The organism is Sporosarcina sp. FA15, assembly GCF_051550195.1.
Lineage (GTDB): Bacteria > Bacillota > Bacilli > Bacillales_A > Planococcaceae > Sporosarcina > Sporosarcina psychrophila.
Map to the genome: position 1 here is coordinate 2,119,836 of NZ_CP188818.1, position 24,337 is coordinate 2,144,172.

The 24,337-nt window shown below is 44.2% G+C and carries 24 protein-coding genes; all 24 read right to left on the reverse strand.

Going from position 1 to position 24,337, the window contains the following annotated elements:
* Positions 1–198 precede the first annotated feature (198 nt).
* Positions 199–2,274, reverse strand: coding sequence for a type I DNA topoisomerase (gene topA, locus ACP8HG_RS10235; protein WP_067211271.1), 2,076 nt, complete (start codon positions 2,272–2,274; stop codon positions 199–201).
* A gap of 394 nt (positions 2,275–2,668) precedes the next feature.
* Positions 2,669–3,556, reverse strand: coding sequence for a DNA-processing protein DprA (dprA, locus tag ACP8HG_RS10240; RefSeq protein ID WP_067211274.1), 888 nt, complete (start codon positions 3,554–3,556; stop codon positions 2,669–2,671).
* Positions 3,557–3,620: 64 nt separating this feature from the next.
* Positions 3,621–4,523 (reverse strand): succinate--CoA ligase subunit alpha, encoded by a 903-nt coding sequence (sucD, locus tag ACP8HG_RS10245; RefSeq protein ID WP_067211276.1) that lies wholly within the window; start codon positions 4,521–4,523, stop codon positions 3,621–3,623.
* Between the two features lie 18 nt (positions 4,524–4,541).
* The gene (gene sucC / locus ACP8HG_RS10250) at positions 4,542–5,702 is read right to left on the reverse strand and encodes an ADP-forming succinate--CoA ligase subunit beta (RefSeq protein WP_067211279.1); all 1,161 of its coding nucleotides are present in this window, start codon (positions 5,700–5,702) and stop codon (positions 4,542–4,544) included.
* A 117-nt stretch (positions 5,703–5,819) separates the two neighbouring features.
* Positions 5,820–6,116: an EscU/YscU/HrcU family type III secretion system export apparatus switch protein gene (locus ACP8HG_RS10255; RefSeq protein WP_067211281.1), complete on the reverse strand. Its 297-nt coding sequence runs from the start codon at positions 6,114–6,116 to the stop codon at positions 5,820–5,822.
* Complete coding sequence (locus ACP8HG_RS10260) at positions 6,113–8,113, reverse strand: hypothetical protein (RefSeq protein WP_438298585.1); 2,001 nt, start codon at positions 8,111–8,113, stop codon at positions 6,113–6,115. Before ACP8HG_RS10260 ends, ACP8HG_RS10255 begins: the two co-directional genes overlap by 4 nt.
* Positions 8,110–8,901 (reverse strand): ribonuclease HII, encoded by a 792-nt coding sequence (locus tag ACP8HG_RS10265; protein WP_338655850.1) that lies wholly within the window; start codon positions 8,899–8,901, stop codon positions 8,110–8,112. Before ACP8HG_RS10265 ends, ACP8HG_RS10260 begins: the two co-directional genes overlap by 4 nt.
* A gap of 124 nt (positions 8,902–9,025) precedes the next feature.
* A complete protein-coding gene (ylqF, locus tag ACP8HG_RS10270; RefSeq protein WP_338655849.1) occupies positions 9,026–9,889 on the reverse strand; it encodes a ribosome biogenesis GTPase YlqF in 864 nt (287 codons plus the stop codon).
* 17 nt (positions 9,890–9,906) lie between these two features.
* The gene (gene lepB, locus ACP8HG_RS10275; protein WP_067211292.1) at positions 9,907–10,467 is read right to left on the reverse strand and encodes a signal peptidase I; all 561 of its coding nucleotides are present in this window, start codon (positions 10,465–10,467) and stop codon (positions 9,907–9,909) included.
* A 95-nt stretch (positions 10,468–10,562) separates the two neighbouring features.
* Entirely contained in the window at positions 10,563–10,907 is a 345-nt protein-coding gene (gene rplS, locus ACP8HG_RS10280) for a 50S ribosomal protein L19 (RefSeq protein WP_067211295.1), read from the reverse strand.
* Positions 10,908–11,039: 132 nt separating this feature from the next.
* On the reverse strand, positions 11,040–11,777 hold the full coding sequence (gene trmD / locus ACP8HG_RS10285) for a tRNA (guanosine(37)-N1)-methyltransferase TrmD (RefSeq protein ID WP_438298643.1): 738 nt from the start codon (positions 11,775–11,777) through the stop codon (positions 11,040–11,042).
* On the reverse strand, positions 11,777–12,292 hold the full coding sequence (gene rimM / locus ACP8HG_RS10290; RefSeq protein ID WP_067214014.1) for a ribosome maturation factor RimM: 516 nt from the start codon (positions 12,290–12,292) through the stop codon (positions 11,777–11,779). Before rimM ends, trmD begins: the two co-directional genes overlap by 1 nt.
* A gap of 239 nt (positions 12,293–12,531) precedes the next feature.
* Entirely contained in the window at positions 12,532–12,765 is a 234-nt protein-coding gene (locus ACP8HG_RS10295; protein WP_067211298.1) for a KH domain-containing protein, read from the reverse strand.
* 15 nt (positions 12,766–12,780) lie between these two features.
* Complete coding sequence (gene rpsP, locus ACP8HG_RS10300; RefSeq protein ID WP_067211301.1) at positions 12,781–13,053, reverse strand: 30S ribosomal protein S16; 273 nt, start codon at positions 13,051–13,053, stop codon at positions 12,781–12,783.
* Positions 13,054–13,165: 112 nt separating this feature from the next.
* Positions 13,166–14,521 (reverse strand): signal recognition particle protein, encoded by a 1,356-nt coding sequence (ffh, locus tag ACP8HG_RS10305; protein ID WP_340740418.1) that lies wholly within the window; start codon positions 14,519–14,521, stop codon positions 13,166–13,168.
* 12 nt (positions 14,522–14,533) lie between these two features.
* Positions 14,534–14,869 carry a putative DNA-binding protein gene (locus tag ACP8HG_RS10310; RefSeq protein WP_067211307.1) on the reverse strand — a complete coding sequence of 112 codons (336 nt, stop codon included), beginning with the start codon at positions 14,867–14,869 and terminating at the stop codon, positions 14,534–14,536.
* A gap of 99 nt (positions 14,870–14,968) precedes the next feature.
* The gene (gene ftsY / locus ACP8HG_RS10315; RefSeq protein WP_067211310.1) at positions 14,969–15,961 is read right to left on the reverse strand and encodes a signal recognition particle-docking protein FtsY; all 993 of its coding nucleotides are present in this window, start codon (positions 15,959–15,961) and stop codon (positions 14,969–14,971) included.
* A 14-nt stretch (positions 15,962–15,975) separates the two neighbouring features.
* Positions 15,976–19,533, reverse strand: coding sequence for a chromosome segregation protein SMC (gene smc, locus ACP8HG_RS10320; protein WP_438298586.1), 3,558 nt, complete (start codon positions 19,531–19,533; stop codon positions 15,976–15,978).
* Positions 19,534–19,535: 2 nt separating this feature from the next.
* On the reverse strand, positions 19,536–20,303 hold the full coding sequence (gene rnc / locus ACP8HG_RS10325; RefSeq protein WP_067214016.1) for a ribonuclease III: 768 nt from the start codon (positions 20,301–20,303) through the stop codon (positions 19,536–19,538).
* Between the two features lie 146 nt (positions 20,304–20,449).
* A complete protein-coding gene (locus ACP8HG_RS10330) occupies positions 20,450–20,686 on the reverse strand; it encodes an acyl carrier protein (RefSeq protein ID WP_067211315.1) in 237 nt (78 codons plus the stop codon).
* A 189-nt stretch (positions 20,687–20,875) separates the two neighbouring features.
* Complete coding sequence (fabG, locus tag ACP8HG_RS10335) at positions 20,876–21,622, reverse strand: 3-oxoacyl-[acyl-carrier-protein] reductase (protein ID WP_438298587.1); 747 nt, start codon at positions 21,620–21,622, stop codon at positions 20,876–20,878.
* Positions 21,622–22,566: an ACP S-malonyltransferase gene (gene fabD / locus ACP8HG_RS10340; RefSeq protein WP_342538754.1), complete on the reverse strand. Its 945-nt coding sequence runs from the start codon at positions 22,564–22,566 to the stop codon at positions 21,622–21,624. The genes fabG and fabD overlap by 1 nt, the downstream gene beginning before the upstream one ends.
* Positions 22,566–23,555, reverse strand: a complete 990-nt coding sequence (plsX, locus tag ACP8HG_RS10345) for a phosphate acyltransferase PlsX (protein WP_354312451.1) — start codon at positions 23,553–23,555, stop codon at positions 22,566–22,568. Before plsX ends, fabD begins: the two co-directional genes overlap by 1 nt.
* Positions 23,552–24,136, reverse strand: coding sequence for a transcription factor FapR (gene fapR, locus ACP8HG_RS10350; protein WP_438298588.1), 585 nt, complete (start codon positions 24,134–24,136; stop codon positions 23,552–23,554). The genes plsX and fapR overlap by 4 nt, the downstream gene beginning before the upstream one ends.
* Positions 24,137–24,337: the final 201 nt, after the last annotated feature.

Below are 24,337 nucleotides of genomic sequence, written 5' to 3' on the forward strand. Positions count from 1 at the left end.
ATGCGGCAAAGTACGCCGCGTCGCCGGTCCGTCTTATGCCTGTCGCCCCTGACCAGGCGCTTCCGCTTTTCTCATTGTCCAGACTCCGGGCGCCAGATGCTCGGGTCATAAGTCGTTTCGGCTGCGCGGCAAAGTACGCCACTTCGCCAAACCGCCTTATGCCTGCCGCATCTAGGCGGCGCCCTCCGCTTTTCTTTTTTACTGCGTATCTTCTTTATAGTCACATTCTGTACATTGAATCTGTACACCTTTTTTCAGTTTCTTTTCAACTAGCGTGCTTTCGCATTTCGGACATGGTCTTGTAATCGGCTTATCCCATGAAACGTATTCACATTCCGGATATCTGTCACAGCCATAAAATATACGTTTTGTCTTACTTTTCCGTTCGACGACTTGTCCTTCTTTACATGTTGGACAAGTCACACCGATTGGTTTGATAATAGCTTTCGTATTGCGGCAATCCGGAAAATCGGAACAAGCCATAAACTTGCCGTATCGACCCAATTTATAGACCATAGGAGAACCGCATTTCTCACAGTCTTCGCCAGCTGGTTCATCTTTGATTTCTATTTTTTCCATCTCTGCATCTGCGATTTGCACATGCTTCTCAAAATCGCCATAGAAGTTATCAATAACCTTCTTCCATTTAATCAGACCATGCTCCACATTATCAAGTTCTTTTTCCATTTGAGCTGTAAACTCAAGGTCGATAATATTAGGGAAGTATTGATCTACGGCCTGGTGAACAATACCGCCAAGTTCTGTCGGAAGGAATCTTTTCGCATCGAGGACGACATAGCCTCGTTTTTGGATTGTGTCGAGCGTCGGTGCGTATGTTGATGGACGACCTATTCCCTGCTCCTCAAGCGTCTTGACCAATCTCGCTTCCGAAAACCTCGGTGGTGGCTGGGTAAAGTGCTGTTTGGGATCGATTTCACTAAACTTCACTTGTTCGCCTTCTTCAAGCGGCGGGAGGATACGGTCTTTCTCCTCTTCTTTATCATCATCACCTTCAACATACACTTTCATGAACCCTTGGAATTTAACTTGCGAACCATTCGCCCTGAAGCGAACATCACCATTCACAAGATCGACCGCAACCGTATCGAGTACCGCTGGCGCCATTTGACTGGCGACGAGTCGTTCCCATATGAGTTTATAAAGCCGTAGTTGATCCCGTGACAATACTGTTTTCATAGCTGCAGGTGGTCGCATAACAGATGTCGGGCGTACCGCCTCGTGTGCGTCCTGCGTTTTTGCGGTACTGCTTTTAGCTGCTGGCTTTGATGTCGCTACAAATTCTTGCCCATACATTGTTTCGATGAATGATCTTGCTTCCTCTTTTGCGCTATCGGCAATTCGAGTCGAATCAGTTCTCATGTACGTAATTAGACCAACTTGACCTTCTTTACCAAGGTTGATCCCTTCATAAAGCTGTTGGGCAAGCATCATTGTTTTTTTCGCTCGGAAGTTTAGCTTTCGTGCCGCTTCCTGTTGCAAAGATGAAGTCGTGAACGGCAATGCTGGATTTCGTTTGCGCTCTTTTTTAACCACATTCGCAATATCGAATGTATCTCCGCTTAACCGGCTTAAGATTTCATCGACCTGTTGTTTGTCTGTAAGTTTTACTTTTTTCTTCGAATCGCCGAAGAAATCCGCTTCGAATGTTGTATCGTCTTTTTCGAATTGACCGGAGATGCTCCAGTATTCTTCAGGAACGAATGCATTGATTTCATTTTCTCTGTCGATAATCATGCGAAGTGCGACGGATTGAACCCGGCCAGCGGATAACCCTTTTTTCACTTTTTTCCAAAGTATAGGGCTGATGTTGTAGCCTACAAGTCGATCTAAAATGCGGCGAGCTTGTTGAGCATCGACACGATCCATATCGATTGGACGTGGATTCTTAAATGATTCTTTAATTGCTTCTTTTGTTATTTCATTGAAAACAACTCGACAATCTGATTCGATATCTACGCCAAGCTGGTTTGCCAAATGCCATGCAATCGCTTCCCCTTCTCTGTCGGGGTCAGCTGCGAGAAAGATTTTTTTAGCTTTTTTAGCTTCTTTTTTCAAGTCTTGAAGAATCGGGCCTTTGCCGCGAATCGTAATGTATTTCGGTTCGAAATCATTTTCGGTATCTACGCCCATCTGACTTCGTGGAAGATCACGTAAATGCCCGAGTGATGCACGCACTTTATATTTTTTTCCGAGATAGCGTTCAATCGTTTTTGCCTTTGCGGGCGATTCCACAATTACTAGGTAGTCTGCCATTAAGTGTATGCCTCCTTAAAGAGGTTTTGTATTTATTCATCAAAAGAGGTAGTTCAAAAAGTCCGGACTTGCACAGGACATGCTGACTTCTGTGTTGCCGCAGGACGCGGAGTCTTTAACAGAAGTTCATTAATAGCTGTCGAAGGGCCGCTCGAAGCGGGTCACGCGGCTGTTGCCACAGGACGTGGCGATCTTAGGCTGCGTTCTTGTCAGCTTGCTCTTCCGCTCCTCACATATAAACAACATACGCTGCGGTGCTCGAAGGCTACGCTTCTTAATTACTCCTCGGCTTTTTTTGTCCTTCCTTTTGAACTTTAACCCAAAAGAATATCTGTTGCAAAATGTATACCAGTTTTAAGATTAAAGCAACCTTTTCAATGAAAAAGAGTTTTATTCATCCATTGAAAACGAGTGATTCGACGATTTGGAACCCGTTCCATACCGGTCTTGCACCTTCATCTATCAACCTATTTGGACCAGCTGATAACAATGATGTGACTGGCCCGGGAACTGCATAGATATCTTTCCCGTGATCAAGTGCATGTTCGACCGTACTCATCGTTCCACTTTTATCTGCCGATTCGGTGACAACGACCGCATCTGACAACCCGCTTATGATACGATTGCGCATCGGAAAAGTCCAACGTTCCGGGTTTACATATGGTGGGTATTCTGTAATTAGAAGATGATTTAGTGCTATTCTTTCGGCGAGTGCACGATTCTCTTTCGGGTAAAGATGGAAAAATCCATGCCCAAGTACTGCAATTGTTTTACCGCCGTATTTAAGTGCTGCTATATGCGCCATCGTGTCGGCTCCCGTTGCTAATCCCGATACGATAATAGCTCCATTTTCTACAAGTGGAGGTACAATAAGCGACATCACTTCTTGTGAATAAACAGTTGCTTTCCGAGCTCCAATAATAGCCACTTTAAATTGTTTCGCGAGTAATGTGTGGTCCCCTTTTGCATAGAGAACTGCCGGAGGATCAATAAGTACGTGTAACTGGTCAGGATATAAGGGATTGGTGAACGGGATTGGGGTGATTGCATTCCGCTCATATAACGCTTCGTAGGGGGTGTCTGCGTTACGGTCTAGACTGTCTTTCAATTGAATCGCTTTTGACACAGAGATGTTTAGGATATGAGCAAGTTCAACCGCCTTGTAAACATATAACTTTTCGAGATTGGGGTCTATCTCGTAAAGTCTGTTTAATCTGTTCAAAGGCACCGGAAATACATAGTGGAGCGCTAGTAATCGCCTTTCGGCATCTGTCAGTACCATCGAATCCCTCCTTTTAAAGTAAAAAAAGATGCAGCGCATAAACTAGCACGCTGCATCTTTCATATTAATGTGTTTTACACTTTTCGTATAGACCTTTTTCTTTAATTACTTTAATTAATGTTTCGCCGATAACAGATGGCGTGTCCGCAACTTCAACGCCTGCAGCGTTAAGTGCTTTGATTTTCTCAGCAGCTGTTCCTTTACCGCCGGAAATGATGGCACCAGCATGGCCCATACGTTTTCCTTCAGGAGCTGTTTGACCACCGATAAAGCCAACAACAGGCTTCGTCATGTTCGCTTGAATCCACGCAGCTGCTTCTTCTTCACCAGTTCCACCGATTTCACCGATCATAACTACTGCATATGTCTCAGGATCTTCGTTGAATTCTTTTAGTACATCGATGAAGTTTGTTCCATTAACTGGGTCTCCGCCGATACCAACAGAAGTTGACTGTCCGATTCCAGCGTTCGTCAATTGAAGAACCGCTTCATACGTCAGTGTACCTGAACGTGAAACAACGCCTACATGACCTTTTGTATTAATGTAGCCAGGCATGATGCCGATTTTACATTCGTCTGCAGTGATAACACCCGGACAGTTTGGACCGACAAGACGTGTTTTCTTGCCTTCCATGTAGCGCTTAACTTTGACCATATCAAGTACTGGAATATGTTCTGTAATACAGATTGTCATGTCAAGTTCTGCTTCTACTGCTTCAAGGATAGCATCTGCAGCAAATGGAGCTGGAACATAAATAACTGATACGTTTGCGCCTGTTGCTTTTACAGCTTCTTCAACTGTGTTGAAAACAGGAACACCCGCCGCTTCAGTTCCACCTTTACCAGGTGTAACTCCGCCAACAATTTTCGTTCCGTACTCTAGCATTTGTTCTGTATGGAAAAGTGCTGTAGCACCTGTAATTCCTTGTACGATAACTTTTGTATCTTTGTTAATAAAAATACTCATCGTTTGTCCCTGCCTTTCTTAACCTACTAGTTCTACAATCTTTTTAGCACCGTCTGCCATCGTATCAGCAGCGATGATGTTCAAACCTGATTCATTCAAAAGTGCTTTACCTAAGTCGACGTTTGTACCTTCTAAACGAACAACAAGTGGTACTTGTAGACCTACTTCTTTAGATGCAGCAATAACACCTTCAGCAATAACGTCACACTTCATAATACCACCGAAAATGTTGACGAAAATCCCTTTGACATTTGGATCAGAAAGGATGATTTTGAACGCTTCTGTAACTTTTTCAGCCGTTGCACTACCACCAACGTCAAGGAAGTTAGCAGGTGAACCACCGAAGTAGTTAATCGTATCCATTGTAGCCATTGCCAGACCTGCACCGTTTACCATACAACCAACGTTTCCGTCAAGAGAAATATAGCTTAGGTCAAATTTTGAAGCTTCGATTTCTTTTGGATCTTCTTCATCATAGTCGCGAAGTGCTTGGATATCTTTATGACGGTATAGTGCACTGTCATCAAAGTTGAATTTCGCGTCAAGAGCGAGTACATCGTCACCAGCTGTTACAACTAGTGGGTTGATTTCAACAATAGATGCGTCTTTTTCTACGAACACTTGGTAAAGTCCAAGCATGAATTTCGCTGCTTTGTTTACAAGGTGCGTAGGGATGTTCATGTTATATGCCATGCGGCGTGCTTGGAATCCAGTCAAACCAGCAACTGGGTCGATGACTTCTTTGAAAATCTTTTCAGGTGTTGCTTCCGCAACTTCCTCGATGTCCATTCCGCCTTCTTCAGAACCCATAAGTGTTACACGGTCTGTTGCACTGTCAAGGACAAGTCCAAGATAGTATTCTTTTTTGATATCAGAACCTTCTTCGATAAGAAGACGTTTGATCTCTTTACCTTCTGGGCCTGTTTGGTGAGTCACAAGTGTCTTACCAATCAATTCTTTAGCATAAGCACGAACTTCATCAAGATTTTTTGCAATCTTAACGCCGCCCGCTTTCCCACGTCCACCCGCGTGGATTTGTGCTTTAACTACGATAATGTCTGTACCTAGTTCCTTTGCAGCTTTTACTGCTTCCTCAGGAGAGAAAGCAACAAGACCGTTAGAAACTGCTACACCATATTCTCTTAGTAGCTGTTTGCCTTGATATTCATGGATATTCATCTTACATCCTCCATTCGTACTTCTAAGCTATTTAATTTACTGCCTTATCCATTGTAGTAAACATGTCAAACAATGTCCACAATTGAATTCCAAATGTAGAAATTTGTCGAATCTATTTCAAACTTTCATTTTTCGTTTTGCTCCATGTTCGCGGTCAATCTGATAAATGTAGGCAAATACTTCGGATACCGCTTTGTACAATTCCTCTGGAATTGATTCGTTAACGTTTAGTTGCCCTAAAATTTCAACGAGGCTTGGATCTTCCTGAATGGGAATATTATTCGCCTTTGCTTTTTCCAATATATTTTCGGCGATTTTCCCTTTCCCTTTCGCGACTACTTTTGGAGCACCTGCCGAAAACGGTTCATACGAAAGGGCGACCGCCTCTTTTCGAGTATGACGTTCTTCTGTCATATGCGGAAGTCAACTCCTTGCCCATCAATTTTCATTGTTTTCTTCTGTTTCTGCGTGTTTTTTTCTTCCTCGATAAAATTCTTAAAGAATACCCCTGACAATTTATAGCCCGTCGAATCGAGTCCCTCTTTCAATCTCTCCTGAAGAGGCCCTCCTCCAATCGACTTAAGCGTCTCGTCTGCATTAAAGACGGTCACCATTACGACCCTATTCTGGACTTGCATATCGATAATCGTCTTGTTAATAGAGTCGAGTTCGAGATAAAAAAGAATTCGTGCATAGTCAGCATCTATTTTTCCATCTTTTTGCATTTGTCCATTCCACTGCAATGTCGCATCGATACGCTTGCCAAAAAACTCAAGTGGAACTTGCATAATCAGTTGATGTTGCACACCGTTTTCCCCCGAGTGGAGTAACTGCCCATTCATCCTCGTGACGACTGTTTCTGCAGCATCACGGAGAGCCACCGAGACAGATGGATCATGCATCAGAGCCAGTAGCTGCGGTTTCAACATTTCCGCAAGACGTCCGAAATCAGGTTCTTTTCCGAGTAACCCCGCCTCATAATTGAGCCCGAATGAACGCATGACCGTTTGTAGCGCATCTTTCAACGCTTTTCCATCAATCATCGAAGCAACGGCGACTTCTGCTGCCTGCACCGTTTTCTGGATAGCTGGGTTATCAGATCGTTCCGCCCTTTGCAGTAGTACCGCTAACTTCTCAGTCCCTTGCTGACCGAGTAGGGTGAGTAATTGTTCTTTATGCCCCTCCGCTAAGGTACTAGTTTGGAAAGGGGTTACGGCTGCATTTTCTGCCGTTATCCGCGTATATGCCTGACTGAATTCCTGAACAAACTTCGTTGGCGATTGTGCAATTGGTTGTGCATTTACGGCACGATCAATCATTGCCGTGAGCACCGTTTTCTGCTGTGCAGTTGTCCCCGGATCGGATGAAATTAACGTTTTCAAGTTTTCCAACGGGACTTTCTGTTGAGCTGGCGGAGCTTCTCCAATCTGCTTGAGCATTGTCAGCACCTGCTGCACAATCGGTGTTGACGCTAAAGGCGCTTGAGGCTGAATGGCAGCCTGTCTATTCATAGTTGTGACGGGAACGTCCTGCGGTCCTGCCAGGACTGATTGCGATGCAGTTAAGGCATTACTTGGTCGTGCAACGCCTTCTCCTGAAATCAATGAAGCGAGCACTTGCGGCAAGTTTGCAAGAGATGTCCGTTCCGGTAAAACACCCGCACTTTTCAACATTTGCAGGGTAGCAAAACGGTCTTCTCCAGGCGCGGAACGATCCAATAACGTGAGGATAGATTGACCTAGTAGCGCTCCTCCTGTCACCTGGGCAAACGGCTTGGCCATCTTCTCTAGCGCAGATAAAATCGCATCTTTGACCTGCGACGTAACCGTGTTATCCAGGGCCAACGCATTTCGCAACGAAGTCAAAACACTATGCAACCCTTCTTTTGTTTCGACTCCTAAAAGTGACCGAAAGATATTCTCAGTAAGCGGCAATTTCAGCTCAATCATCTTCTGAAGTGACGCGAGTGCTTCATTGCGCGCGGCTGGCGGTACGCCTTTTAATAACGTTTCCGCCTCCAGCAAACTATCCCGCGTCATCGGAATTTTATTCTTCATGACGAATGCCAACAATGCTTGCATTTCTGGCGTCTTTGGCAATTGCATTGCATCCATTAATCCGCCGAGTTGCCGCGCCTGCCCTTCTGTAGCTTGAAGGGGCCCTGAAATGATCTTCAGCTGCAATTCTGGCTTAACTGCATTTACTTGAAAGTAGTAGGAGTCACCCGCTCTCATCGGAATTTCCAATTTAGCGAATACCTTTTGTCCACCAATTTGGACTTCAGCCATTTGGCCGGGAAAAAGCTGCTTAATCTGCCCATGGACCATTTGACCTTCATTCAAGACAAGCGGCCTATTTGGGACTGCGCCCGCCGCCTGACTTGCCGATACTGCCGCAGCAGGAAAATTCATCGGTTCTTCCTCCCTCCGTCCAACATTGATTTAACAGGTTCAAAAGTTGTACGGTGATGTTCACACGGTCCATGTGTTTGAAGCGCTAGAACATGTTCCCCAGTCCCATATCCCGCGTTTTTCTTGAAATTATACATAGGAAAGTCGTTATGTAAATTATCCATAATGGCATCTCTCGTTGTTTTTGCAATAATCGATGCAGCCGCCACAGCTAAACTCAACGCATCACCTTTAATGACTGATTCTGTAGGACAGTTTACAGCGAGTTTCATGGCATCCACGATTACGAAATCAGGATTGACAGTAAGTCCCTCTACCGCCTGTTCCATCGAATCCCTTGTTGCGGCGTAAATATTCATATCATCAATCATATGGGCTGATTGGATATGCGCTGAATAAGCAATAGCGACGCTTTTTATCTGTTCTGCAAGCCGTTCTCGTTCTGCCTTTGATATAGCCTTTGAATCATCCAGTCCAATAAGTTCCGGCGTTTCGCGTGGCAGAATAACCGCTGCGGTGACCACAGGACCCGCTAACGGTCCTCTCCCCGCCTCATCTACCCCAGCGATCAACGCACCTTCAAACGGCGCATAAGACCTATCAAACGCTTCTTTCAGCATATGATTATGTTCTATGGCTTTCCGCTTTTCATACTGGCGCTTCCAGCGACTAAGTGCATTTTGCACGCCTGTTCTTGAATCCTGCGCCAGCACTTCCATCCAAGACTCCGGTTCTTTAACATGTGTCAGCCGTTCCGTAATTTCCTTTATCGTTTTCAATCTGATCACTCTCCAGTAACAGTCGACTTATCGATCCATCTCTTTATTAGTATATCGGCTATCTTTGTCACTTTTCGACTCCCATAAAAGAAAAGGCCGATTGCCGCGGAATTAATTCCGTGCCGGCATCGGCCTAGTCATTTTGTGATTGTTGTGATGTGAAGTCAAATGTCAGTTTACCAAGGTATTCATTACGAATATCACGGACAACCAACTCTGCCACTTTGTCATAATCAACTTCTCCACCGACAGCATACACTTTACGAAGTGAACCAATCTTTTCAAAAATCGGAAGGATTTCGTCGCCGACGGTTGTTAATCCATATCTGTCTGTCAGCCGAGCTGGATAATTCGCCTCGAGGAAACGAAGGCCATACACTGCCAAGTCTTCCATATTTACAATTTTATCCTTAATAGCGCCTGTCAGTGCAAGCTTAAAGCCAACTTCTTTATCCTCGAATTTAGGCCAAAGAATACCTGGCGTGTCTAAAAGTTCAAGCTCTTTTTCATATTTAATCCACTGTTGAGCTTTTGTAACGCCAGGCGTATTACCTGTTTTCGCGATATTTTTCTTGGCAAGTCTGTTAATAAGTGTCGATTTTCCAACGTTCGGAATCCCCACTATCATCGCACGCATGGCGCCCGGACGAATGCCTCTTGAACGCATTCTTTCCAACTTCGGCTCCAAAATCTCTTTCGCAGCTTTTATAACAGTCTGAAGCCCTCTTCCTTCAAATGAATTGATGGCAACTGCACGCATTCCTTGCGCTTCAAAATAACGGATCCAGCGTGCTGTTTCCGTTTCATCCGCAAGGTCCATCTTGTTCAGTATAAGAAGTCTTGGTTTTTGATGAATGACTTCGTCAATCATCGGATTTCTAGAAGATAGTGGAAGCCTAGCATCGATTAATTCAAAAACGATGTCAACAAGCTTCAGTTTTTCGGTTACTTCTCGGCGAGCTTTCGCCATATGTCCGGGAAACCATTGAATTGTCATGTTGTTAGTTCCTCCCGTCAGTTAATAATTCCAAAATCTTTAATCGGCCAGAAAACGACTTTTGTACTACCAATGATTTCATCGATGGCAACAGCTCCAATATGCCTGGAGTCTTTACTCTTTCTTCTGTTATCCCCCATGACAAACACATGATCTGCCGGGACTGTCGTGCTTTGGATTTTCTCTTCAAGTGTGAAATCTTCAGTCAGCGGACTGTCTGCCACTTCCGATTTGTATTGATCGAGATAAGGCTCTTCGAACGGTTTTCCATTGACGTATAAAACGTCATCCCGGTATTCTACTTCGTCGCCAGGAAGTCCAATTACCCTTTTTATGTAATCTTTCTCTTCAGGTGCATGAAACACAACGACATCAAACCGTTTTGGTTCTCCAATTGTATAACCAATTTTATTAACAATCATTCGATCGCCATTCTCAAGTGTTGGCATCATCGAAACACCATCGACAACGATCGGTGTAAAGAGGAAAACTCGGATGATTGCTGCAAGGCCGAATGCGATTAAAAGCGCCTTGACCCATTCCCATGTTTCGTTTTTCTTCTTCTTTTCATCATTCATTGGCAAGGCCTCCTGCTTACTACTGTTCTTATTGTACAGTCTATTTATTTTTGAGGCAAAAAGAAAGGAGGCCGTTTGTGGGCCTCCTGCATTTTTTATCGAAGTTCTTTGATACGTGCAGCTTTTCCGCGCAGACTGCGAAGGTAGTACAATTTCGCACGACGTACTTTACCACGACGAATTACTTCAAGTAGTGTGATTTTTGGTGTGTGTACAGGGAATGTACGCTCAACACCTACACCGTTGGAGATTTTACGAACCGTGAATGATTCACTGATTCCGCCTCCACGACGTGATATAACAATTCCTTCAAATAGCTGAATACGCTCGCGCGTTCCCTCTACGATTTTCACGTGCAAACGAACTGTATCTCCTGCACGGAAAGCTGGATGATCAGAACGAAGCTGATCTTTTGTGATTGCTGCAATAATTTGTTGCATAGTTAATCTCTCCCTATCCTCAGGTGCTCTTACACTTCTTGCCTTTGCAGCGGAACATCTGTCAGTATGTACTTACATAGAAGCACATAGTAGATAGTACCACAAATCACAAGTCGTTGCAAGGTCATCTACTTATTTGTTTTCTCGCTTTAATTGATGAAGGAACTTGCGTTGATGCTCAGTAAGCGGTGCATCTTTCAGCAAATCTTTTCTGCGTTCGAACGTCCGGAGCAATGACTGCTGTTCACGCCATTTATCGATTTCTGCATGATTGCCGGATAACAATACATCCGGTACTTCCATCCCATTAAAATTAGATGGGCGTGTGTATTGCGGATGTTCAAGCAATCCTGTCGAAAATGAATCGAGCACAGGTGAATCAGCATTGCCAAGGACATTCGGCAACAACCGGACAACACTGTCAATCACAGCCATTGCAGCGATCTCTCCACCCGTTAGGACGAAGTCGCCAATGGATAACTCGTCCGTGACAAGATACTGGCGTATACGCTCGTCATAGCCCTCATAATGGCCGCATATGAACACGACATGTTCTTCAGAAGAAAGCTCTTCCGCTATCTTCTGTGTAAATGTTTCTCCCTGAGGACACATCAGAATGACACGCGGGGGTTTTTCAAGCCCTTCAGATATAGCTTCGACTGCTGCAAAGAGCGGTTCAGGTTTAAGGACCATACCCGCGCCTCCGCCATAAGGATAATCGTCAACTTTACGATGCTTGCTTGTAGAATAATCACGAAAATCGGTGACACCAAATGTGACTGCACCGTTCGCCTGCGCCTTTTTCATGATCGAGGAATGAAGAACACCTTCGAACATTTCCGGAAACAGTGAAAGGACATCGATTTTCATCATGAAAGAAGTCCTTCCATCGGATCAATGATGATTTTCTTACCAGCTATATCGACTTCTTTAACGATGTCTTCGATATAAGGAATGTAGTGAGGCTTACCTTTTTCAGGCGTTACCGTCCACACATCATTCGCACCGGTTTCAAGAATTTCAGTCACTTCACCTAGTTCGATACCTTCAGTCGTGAACACTGTACAACCAACGATTTCGTGGTAGTAGAATTCGTTTTCGTCCAAATCGCCAAGTTGGTTTTCCGGTATCATGAAAATACCGTTGCGATACTTTTCAACATCGTTAAGATTTGGATGATTTTCAAATGTTAACAAGTCAAAGGTCTTGTGCTGACGATGACTTGCTACAGTTAAGTAAATAGGTGTCTTGCTGTCCGGCATGAACAAGGCAAGCTTGTTTCCGACCGTATAGCGTTCTTCCGGGAAATGAGTACGCGAGATAACGCGGACTTCTCCACGGATACCGTGCGTATTAACAATTGTACCAACGTTAAACCATTGCATAAAAATCACACCTTCCTTTATTTTAAATAATAATAACTTATATATGCCGAAATAAAGAATTCCATTGAATCCGCTACGGCGCTCGGGGATGCCTCCCGCCATAAGCCAAGCAGCTTCGCTACCAGGCTAATGGCTACGGCTACCCCATTGAGGCGCCTACGCTCAGTTAATATAGGCATTCATGTGTTCAACTTAAATAGACAAAAAAGGAAGGAACATAGGCTCCCTCCTTTTCTGTATCAATCTATAATATCGATATAAACCTTCTTGCCGTGGTGACTGCCTGCTGCTGAATAAACAATGGTGCGTATCGCTTTCGCAACACGTCCCTGCTTTCCGATAACTTTTCCCATATCTTCGGGATTTACGGATAGTTTATAGATGACACGATTATCATGTTCATCCATTGCAATCCGAACATCCTCTGGATAATCGACTAACGGTTTAACGATTGTCTCAATCAGCTGCTTCATGTACACCCCTCCTGATTACTTACCGAGTTTAGCGTTATGGTATTTTTCCATGATGCCTTTGTCGGAAAACAGGTTACGGACAGTATCAGATGGTTTCGCACCCTCTTGAAGCCATTTAAGAGCTAGCTCTTCATTGATTTTTACTTCAGCTGGTTTTGTAAGCGGGTTGTAAGTACCAACCGTTTCGATTTGACGACCATCACGTGGTGAACGTGAATCTGCTACTACAATACGATAGAAAGGAGTTTTCTTTGCTCCCATACGTTTAAGACGAATTTTTACTGACATTTTTACTTGCACCTCCGAATAGTTTCACACAAGATAGTATATTATCAAGCTTTCTGTTGTTTGTAAAGTGTTTTTTCTTAACACCTTGAATTTCTTTCAAAAATCCGGGATTTTATTTAAAAAACGAATCCAATCCAGGCATTTTCATCTTCTTTTTACCTTTTTGTTGCATGCCGGTCATTTGTTTAACCATTTTTTTCATGTCTTCGAATTGCTTTAATAGCCGATTGACATCTTGAATGGTTGTTCCTGACCCTTTTGCAATTCGCTTGCGACGATTTGCATTGATGATCTCAGGTGTATTGCGCTCCGCCGTAGTCATCGATTGGATTACCGCTTCAACGCGCCCCATTTGGCCTTCGTCAACTTTAGCATTTTCGAGACCTTTGATTTTATTGGCACCGGGCATCATTTTCAAAATTTCGTCGAGTGGCCCCATCTTCTTGACTTGCTGAAGCTGATCAAGGAAGTCATCGAGCGTAAATGATTGCGTCCGGAACTTCTCTTCAAGTTCCTTCGACTTCTCTTCATCGACATTCTCCTGTGCTTTTTCAATAAGTGACATGACATCGCCCATACCAAGAATTCGGGATGCCATACGTTCCGGATGAAACGGTTCCAGTGCATCCATCTTCTCGCCCATCCCGACAAACTTAATCGGTTTGTCTGTAACAGCTCGGATAGAAAGCGCCGCTCCGCCTCGAGTATCCCCGTCAAGTTTAGTCAGGATAACGCCTGTTATTCCGACAGTATCATCGAAACTTTTAGCGACATTTACAGCATCCTGCCCAGTCATTGCATCAACGACAAGGAATACTTCGTCCGGTGTACTAAGGTCCCGAATATCCTTCAGTTCCTGCATCAGTACTTCGTCAACATGTAGCCTTCCAGCTGTATCAATGATCACGACATCATGATGTTCTTTCTCCGCCTCTGCAAGCGCCTGGCGTACAATTTCAACAGGTGAAATGTCAGTTCCCAGTGCGAACACAGGCATTGTTAACTGCTTACCGAGTGTTTCTAACTGCTGAATCGCAGCGGGTCTGTAAACGTCTGCCGCGACAAGTAGCGGCTTTTTATTGTGCCGTTTGCGAAGTACGCTTGCCAGTTTCCCCGTGGTTGTCGTTTTACCCGCACCTTGCAGACCGACCATCATAATGACAGTAGGTGATTTTCGTGCAAACTGGATTGGGTTCTGCTCGCCGCCCATCAGATTCGTTAGTTCATCTTTAACAATTTTAACAACCTGTTGACCGGGAGTTAGACTCTTCATGACGTCATGTCCGACTGCACGTTCACTTACTGTTTTGACAAACTCTTTGACAACTTTCAAGTTAACATCGGCTTCAATAAGCGCAAAACGTACTTCACGCATCATTTCCTTGACATCAGCTTCGTCAATCTTACCTTTGCCCCTAATTTTCTGTAGCGTCCCTTGCAGGCGCTGGGCTAATCCTTCAAATGCCATGCACAGAGCCTCCTACTCATGATTTCTTAACGCACTTAACAATTCTTTGATTGTTTCCGATTTTTTATCTGTATCGGTTATGAGCTGCTCAAGATAATCTACAATTTCTGCTCGCTTCTGGAATTCTGAAAATAAATTCAACTTCATTTCATAATCTTCGAGCATCGCTTCCGTCCGGCGAACATTGTCATAGACAGCCTGACGCGATACGCCGTATTCACCAGCAATCTCACCGAGTGAAAGATCTTCTAAATAGTAAAGTTGCATATAAAGTCTTTGTTTATCAGTCAAAAGTGACTGATAAAAATCAAAGAGGAAGTTAATGCGTGTCGTTTTTGCAAGCGTCATACGCTTTGCCTCCCCGCTATGTTCTTCCTAAGTCATCATAGTATGACAACCTCGTACTGTCAAGTCATTTTACTTGTCTGTGTGGAAAAACGCAAACGCCTAGACATTATCTTCTTGTTCAAGTCCATCCGCAAATAGGCCGTAGACATACTTTTCTGGATCAAACGGTTGTAGATCATCCACACCTTCACCGAGTCCAACGAATTTAACTGGGATATTTAACTTTTTCCTAATAGCAAGTACGATGCCGCCTTTTGCTGTGCCATCAAGCTTCGTCAAGACGATGCCTGTAACATTCGTCGCTTCTTTGAATGTCTCCGCTTGGATCAATGCGTTTTGCCCCGTTGTTGCATCGAGCGCTAAGAGTACTTCATGCGGTGCGCCTTCTACTTCTTTACTGATAACCCGGTGCACTTTTTGAAGTTCATTCATCAGATTCACTTTATTTTGAAGCCTTCCCGCGGTATCACAAATAAGAACGTCCACTTTGCGGTTTTTTGCAGCACGGATTGCGTCGTACATGACTGCAGCAGGGTCAGACCCTTCCGATTGACGGATTACTTCTACTCCAGCACGTTCACCCCAGACGACAAGTTGATCGATAGCACCAGCACGGAATGTGTCGCCAGCCGCAAGCATAACCGTCTTGCCTTCTGCCATAAGTCGCGCTGCCAACTTCCCAATTGTCGTCGTTTTTCCAACGCCATTAACGCCTACCATTAAGATAACAGTTAGACCGTCTTCTTGAATACGCAGTTCGTTGTCGAGTTCTTCGCCAGCTTGGTAGATTTCAACCAGTTTTTCAGAAATAACTGATTGAATGCCCGCTGTATCTTTAATATTTTTTCGCTGTACTTCAACTTTAAGTAAATCGATGAGCTCCATGACTGTTTCAAAACCGACATCGGCCTGTAACAGTAGCTCTTCCAATTCCTCAAAGAATTCTTCGTCAATTACTCTGAAACGCGCAACAAGATCATTCACTTTGGATGTGAACTGATCTCGCGTTTTTGATAAACCATCTTTAAATTTCTCTGTTACTGCTTCGTTTGTACCCGTGATTTTTTCCTTGAGTTTCTTAAAAAAAGACAATTATAGTCACTCCTTTACATGATTGCTTCTTCCGGCACCTCGGAAATTTTAACCGAAATAACCCTGGACACGCCTGATTCCTGCATCGTGATTCCATAGAGCACATCCGCACCTTCCATCGTACCCTTCCGATGTGTAATAACGATGAATTGTGTCTTCTCCGAAAACTTCTTCAGGTATTTACTGTAGCGTATGACATTCGCTTCGTCGAGCGCGGCTTCGACTTCATCAAGAATACAAAAAGGTACTGGTCGTACTTCGATGATTGAAAATAACAACGAAATCGCAGTTAACGCACGTTCTCCACCTGATAAAAGGCTTAAACTTTGCAGCTTTTTCCCTGGCGGACGTGCGACAATTTCCACACCAGTTTCAAGTAAATTGTCAGGTTGCGTAAGTATCAAATCCGCCTCACCGCCCCCAAACATTTCCTTAAACACATGTCGGAAGCGGTTCTGGACAGCATTGAATGTCGTCAAAAAACGCGTTGTCATTTCAGCGTCCATCTCACTCATCGCTTCGTGAAGTGTCGTTTTCGCTTCTAATAAATCATTACGCTGTTCATCCAAAAAGAGATGACGTTCAGATACTTCTTCAAACTCCACAATAGCTCCGGGATTAACGGGTCCCAAAACTGCCAGTTGACGTTTTAAAGATTCAACTTTTTCTCTGGTCTTCACTTCATCAAAATCGTCCGCAATAATTCCATCCGCAAACAATCCATATTCAGTTAGAAGCTGCTGCGTGACCGCTTCATATTTCACTTCGAGACGTGATAGCACGATAGAGACCGCATTCAATGCAGAGATTGTTTCTCCCGTACTAGCTCGAAGTTTTTGAAGCGTTGCACTTTTCTCTTCAAGTAAATTTGCAAGCTTTGTGCGGATTTCCCTGTCTGTCATAATCGATTTCTCGATTAATTTCTTGTCAGCAGATGCCCTTTCAATCTCCATTGCGATTTGTTCCGCGCTCAACTCTCCACCATTTTCATTACCAGTGAAATACTGCATTTCATCACGCAAGGCAGTCAATTTAACTTTGGCTTGAGCAGAAGCATCTTCCATTTCGTCGATTGTCACTTGCAGATGTGCTTTCTGTTCACGCAAAACAGCTATGCACTCTCGAAGCTCATTGTATCGACTTGTTAATGTAGCCTCTTCGTTCCTCCGATTAGTAGCTAGACGTTCAAGCGACTCCACTTTGGATTGAATTGCTTCTAGCTCACTTTTCACGCGTTTATGATTTTGATGTAATGCTGCTTTCTTTTCTAACAATTCCGATCCAGTATTCTCGACACCGCGTCTTCCCATCTCAGTCGATGCTATCTCTGATTCCACCGACTTAATGGCGATGTCAGTTTCACGAATGCCAGATTCCGCTGCTGCAATTTCAATTTGCAGACTGTCCGTTAGTTTACGTAACTGATCCACTTCGTATATCTGCTTGGCAACGCCCATTTTCGTGTCGCCTATTTTCTTAGTAGCGGACTCAATTGAATCAGCCATACGAGTTAGTTGCAGCTGTAACGTTTCGAGTTCAGCTTTTCTTGTGAAGACGGATGCCTGTCCTTTGACTCCACCACCTGTAAGTGAACCACCAGCATTCACAACATCCCCGTCAAGCGTCACGACACGGAAACGATAGCCGAGTATCCCCGCAATGGCGGATGCCCCTACGAGCGTTTTTGCGACAATCGTATTACCAAGTAAGTTTTCAGTGATAAGTGCATATGTAGCATCAGTCTGTACAAGACGATCGGCAGTTCCGATGTATTCGGGATGCAGTTCAACCGAGCGCAATGCTGCTGGTTGAATTTTCCGGGATTTCATCACATCTCTCGGCAGGAATGTTGCCCTTCCAGCGTTCTTCGCTTTTAAGTAGCCGATTGCTTTTCTCGCTTCCGGTTCAGTTGCCGTCACAATATGTTGCATCGCACCGCCAAGCGCTGTTTCCACCGCTTTTATATACTCTTTTTCAACGGAAATAAGTTCTGCGACTGCACCGTCAATTCCGGCTAGTTTTCCTGACTTTTTCGCAACAAGAATCTCTTTTACACCTGAATAGAAACCTGAGAAATCCGCTTCCATACTTTCAAGTGCACGAACTCTACCATGCATTTCATGTTGCTTGTTAAGTGCCTTTTGCATGAGTTCCTGCTGTGAAGCGAGTTCATCTTCAGTCTTACGCAACGCCTTTGACAATTCACGATAGGCCGAATCCGATTCCTTCAATTTCCGTTTCAAGACAGTCAACGAATTCGCTTTCACAGATTTTTCCTGTGTAAGTTTTTCATAGCGTTCCTGCAAAATAGATGTCTGAAGTATAATTTTTTCGGATGAAGACTGCTCCCCTTGAAGACGCTCTTCCGCGTGCTTCAAGTCGTTGCGGATCGTCGCTTCCTCGTTCAACCTGTCAATATAAGCTGATTTCAATTCATCTATTTCTTTTTCCGTCTCTTTGACAGAGCGTTTCAGTATGTGAGAAATACCATCCATCTCAACTTTTGTTTTTTCGTATTCTATTTCTGACTGTTGCTGCTTTTCACGGGCCGCACCAAGTTTTTCTGAAAGTGTTGCCAACTCAGTTTCGGTATTAGCAAGTTCAAATCGAGACCTTTCAATTAACTGGTCAGCATTGCGACGTTTTTCAAGTGATAAAAGACGTCTTCCTTCCCACTTTTCTGTCTCTGCACTTGTGACTACAAGTTTTTTTTGTAACGCATCCAATTGTTCGTCCATTTTCGCAAGTTCTTTCTTCGCAAATTCGGACGCTTCTTCAGCTTTCCTTGATTCAGCCTCAAGTAAAATCTTCTTCTCCTGAAACTTTTCGGCTTCTTGCGATCTTTTCAAAATTTCATTGCGGAGATTTCCCGCGTCAAAGGTCAGCAGAGACACATCCGCTTCACGCGTCTCTTCCGAAAGCACTTTATGTTTTTTAGCAGCTTCTGCACTATTCCGTAACGGCTCAATTCTCGATTCAAGCTCTTTTAAAATATCAAGCACACGGTCAAGATTGTCTTCCGTCTCAAATAATTTGTGCTCCGCTTTCTTTTTCCTCGTTCTGTACTTCAGAACTCCCGCCGCTTCGTCAAAAATGCTTCGTCTGTCTTCAGGGCGGCTATTTAAAATTTCATCTACGCGCCCTTGAGAAATCATTGAAAATGCTTCTTTCCCAAGTCCAGAATCCATGAACACATCATTGATATCTTTCAGCCGGCACTGTTGGCCGTTTAATAGATAAGCGCTCTCCCCTGATCGGAAAACGCGCCTGCTGACACTTACTTCCGTATAGTCGAGTGGAAAAAGACCTTTACTATTATCAAGAATAAGCGTCACCTCTGCAAAATTAAGTGATTTACGTGAATCACTCCCCGCAAAGATGACATCTTCCATTTTAGAACCACGGAGCGATTTCGCCGATTGTTCGCCAAGAACCCAACGAATAGCATCTGTAATATTACTTTTTCCACTTCCATTTGGACCAACTACAGCTGTAACACCAGGGACAAAATCAATCGCAATCCGTTCAGCGAATGATTTGAATCCCATAATTTCAAGTCTTTTCAAAAACACGATTAATTCTCTCCTTCAGCCTGCCGACTCTTTAAATCTTGAATTGCATGGCGGGCTGCTTCTTGCTCGGCCTCTTTTTTTGATTTACCGAGACCAGTTCCAAGTTGTTCATCGCCAAGTCGCACGACAGTTACGAAACTTTTCGCATGAGCAGGACCTTTCTCTTCAACGATTTCATACTGCAATTGACCATTATTCGTCTGTTGAACGATTTCCTGAAGACGGCTTTTATAATCCATCACATGCGAAAAAGCACCGACACTAATTTTAGGGAAGACGACTTTTTCAAGGAATGGGATAACCGCCTCCATCCCTTGATCTATGTACAGAGCGCCTATAAACGCCTCAAATACGTCAGCGAGTAATGCAGGGCGCATTCGTCCACCCGTCTGCTCCTCCCCTTTCCCAAGCAGGATAAAGCGACCTAACCCAAGTTCGTTAGAAAACTTCACAAGGGACGGTTCGCAAACAATCGCAGCCCTTAGTTTCGTAAGTTCCCCTTCAGTCATATTAGGCTCTGTCGAATAAAGGAATCGGGACACACCTAACTCAAGAACCGCGTCACCTAAAAATTCCAATCTCTCATTATCCGTGAAATTTTTTCTCCGATGCTCATTCACATAAGATGAATGTGTAAATGCATTATACAGTAGTGATTTGTTTTTGAAATGGACGTCCAATTCATTTTGTAAGTCATCGAATTTGTTTCGAATCGCTACGGGTAAAAGCGCAATTGTTTTTTTTCCTTTGAAGTTGTTTGTATGGGTCATCATCGATTCTGCCTTTCGGTACATAATGTTTATAATTTTACCCTTTTCAACGCCACAGTGCAAAAAAAGTTTGCTATAAACCCGAAAAGAGACGCTTTCAATCCTTTCAAGTAGAAAGGATGAAAGAGTCTCAATCAGAATAGCAATTAGTTCACTTTCGTTTCGATATGCGAAACTGCGTCACCGACAGTTGCAATCTTTTCAGCTTCATCATCGGAAATTTCCATTTCGAACTCATCTTCTAATTCCATTACTAATTCTACGACGTCCAATGAATCGGCGCCTAGATCATCACGGAAAGAAGCTTCCATTTTAACTTCACTTTCATCGACGCCAAGGCGGTCGACAATTACTTTAGTTACACGTTCAAGTACTGTTGACAAATTTGTCACCTCCTCTCAAGAAAAGTGGAAGCGCCTGGTCAGAGGCGACAGGCATAAGACGGGCCAGCGGAGCAGCGTTCTTTGCTACATAGCTGGACCGACTTATGACCCGAGCCTCTAGGCGCTGGAACTGGACAATAAGAAAAGCATAGGCGCTAGAGCAGACACCAAAGCGCTTTAACACCTCTATTACATTACCATACCACCATCAACATGAATCGTTTGACCCGTAATATAGACTGCATCCTCCGATAATAAGAACAGAACAGTACGTGCGACATCTTCAGGTCTGCCAAGTTTACCTAGCGGAATAACCGATAGCATTTGATTCTTCACTTCTTCGCTCAATGCATCCGTCATATCCGTCGTAATGAAACCAGGCGCTACTGCGTTTACATTAATGTTGCGTGAAGCGAGTTCTTTTGCCGCCGTCTTTGTAAAACCGATGACGCCAGCTTTTGCTGCTACATAGTTTGCTTGTCCAGGATTTCCAGAAACACCGACAATCGATGCAACGTTGACGATTCTTCCTGCACGTTGTCTCATCATTTGGCGAGTGACGCCTTTTGTACAAAGAAAAACACCTTTTAAATTGATATTAATGACATCGTCCCATTCGTCTTCTTTCATACGCATGAGCAAATTGTCTCTCGTAATACCTGCATTATTGACAAGGATATCAATAGATCCAAACATTTCCAAAGTTTTATCAACCATGATTTTAACACCGTCAGCATCGGATACGTCTGCCTGAATAGCGAACGCTTCTCCACCGGATTCTGTAATCAACTTAACGACGTCATCCGCTTTATCCTTACTTCCGCTGTAGTTGACAGCAACTCGTGCGCCTTCTTTAGCAAGAAGTAGTACTATTTCACGGCCAATTCCACGTGATGCTCCCGTGACAATTGCGGATTTCCCATCAAATCTACCCATTACGACCACCCTTTCGAAGCTTCGATTACCGTTTGCAATGTCTCTTCATCATAGACTGGGAACACCGTTACACTCCGGTCAATCTTTTTAACGAGGCCACTTAGTACTTTTCCTGGACCACATTCGATGAAATGAGTAACTCCAAGGTCAAGCAATGTACGTACGGAATCTTCCCAAAGTACCGGGGAATAAAGTTGTTCGACGAGGAAGCCTTTTATATCCACACGATCAGTAACGACCGAAGCATTCACATTAGCAACAACTGGAATGGATGCATCCTTCATCTCGACCTCATCAAGTGCAGCCCGCAGTTTTTCTGCCGCCGGTTGCATAAGTGAAGAGTGAAACGGTCCGCTTACATCCAGCGGAATCGCTCTTTTCGCGCCCGCTTCTTTCAATTGGACACACGCTTTCTCGACGCCTGCTTTCGTACCGGAAATAACGATTTGTCCCGGACAATTCAAGTTGGCCGGTTGTACAGCGAAACCATCTGCTGTAATAGCATCTGTTACTTCTTTTAACTTCTGCCCATCAAGTCCAAGAATTGCCGCCATTGCCCCTTCACCAGCAGGCACCGCTTCATTCATGTACAAGCCTCGCTTATGAACGACTGACACTCCGTCTTCAAATGACATTACACCCGAGGCAACGAGTGCCGTATATTCCCCAAGACTATGTCCTGCCGTAAAGTCTGGCGTAACGCCTTCGTCTATCAATCGCGAAGCAATCATCGATCCGACGGTAAGTAGTGCTGGCTGCGCATTGTATGTCAGCGTCAGTTCATCTTGAGGTCCTTCTAGAATTAATTGACTAAGTTGAAAATCAAGTACACGGTCTGCCTGTTCTAAGAATTGCTTACTTTTGTCATGCGTTTCCGCGAACTCTTTTCCCATTCCAGCCGATTGTGAACCTTGTCCCGGGAAAATGAATGCAATCTTTGTCATCAATTTTCCACCTTTCTTATCGTTTCACGAATTGTTCCACAAACATCATATTCCACCATTGTTCTCGCTTGCCGAACGGCGTTCAATATAGCATTCGCATTTGAAGAACCATGTGCTTTTATAACAGGCGAATTCAAACCAAATAAACCCGCCCCACCATACTCTGTGTAATCCATTTTGTTTTTCAGTCCACGCAAATCGTCTTTCACAAGTGCTGCAGACAGTTTTGACTTCAATGAAGCGCTATACACTTCTTTCAACATAGAGAAGAAAGCAGATGCAGTCCCTTCCAGCGTTTTCAGAACCATATTACCCGTGAAGCCATCTGTAATGACGACGTCCGCCACGCCAGTCAATAGATCACGCGACTCAACGTTGCCGATAAAATTAATGGGCGCTTTCGAAAGCAAGTCAAAAGCAGCCTTTGTCAATTCATTCCCTTTTCCTTCTTCGGTTCCGATATTTAATAAGCCGACGCGTGGATTTTCAAGCCCCCGCACCTTTGTGGCGTAGATACTTCCCATAACCGCATATTGTTCAAGATGAGATGGTTTCGCATCCGAATTTGCACCAAGGTCCAGCATGACAAATCCTTTTCCATCGATCGTCGGAAGTGTAGGTGCTAAGGCAGGTCTCTCAATACCATCAATCCTACCTACGATGAATAGACCTGCCGCCATTAAAGCACCTGTATTACCAGCAGAGACGCAAGCTGAAGCTTCGCCATCTTTAACAGCTTGAGCCATCCTTACCATTGACGCATCTTTTTTCCGGCGGATAGCACGAACCGGCTCATCGTCTGGTTCAATTTTCTCTGTACAGTGAATCACTTTTAGGCGGGCATGCTCCTTCAAGAAAGGTGCCATCGCCTGTTCATCACCATAAATATGTATGTTTATATCTTCGAACTCAGCGAGACTTTTAAGCGCACCGGCAATAATTTCACCAGGCGCATGATCTCCGCCCATTCCATCTACAGCTATGATCATTTTAATTCCCCCTGCTTCCTATCAGTCGTCCGGTACATGTGAAATTCGCCAGTGAATACCGTTTCGTCATTGACCGTCGATGCGACCATGACTAATGTCCGCTTTTCTCCCAGACTTTCTTTCTTCACTTCTGCACGTGCAACAACTCTATCGCCAGCACTCACCGGTTTCAAAAAGTCAATGGTCGACTTCACAGTCAAAGCAAGATCATCATTCATAACTGCAACAGCAAGTGAGTTTGCCTGGGCAAACAGATGATGTCCACGCGCAATTCCGTTACGCTGGAAGACATGATCTTCAGTCACATCAAATATCGACAGCGCCCTCTTATCGAGTTCCATATCGATGATATCCCCAAAGACTTCATCGGAGTGAAGAGACTTCACTTCCTCTTTCATCGTTCGAGACGCAACCGTTTTCAAACGTTCCCGCAGTTCGGGAATTCCGCGCTCTAGCCTGTCCAAACGTATCGTCTGGACACTTACAGTAAAATGTTCCGACAATTCTTCATCTGTCAGGAATGGATTTTCTTCAAGCAACTTTCCAAGCAGTCGTTGCCTTTCCTTTTTAGGCATTCTCAATCGGTTCACCTTCCGGATTAGCACTTGGTACTAATAGCAGTATATAAAAATAGAAAAAAGAAAGCAAGCACAGAAATGCGGAGACGACCGTTTAGATGCGACAGGCATAAGACGATTTGGCGGAGCGGCGCCCTTTGCCGCACAGCCGAAGCGGCTTATGACCCGAGCATCTGGGAGTCGAAGCTAGACAGCACTGAAATG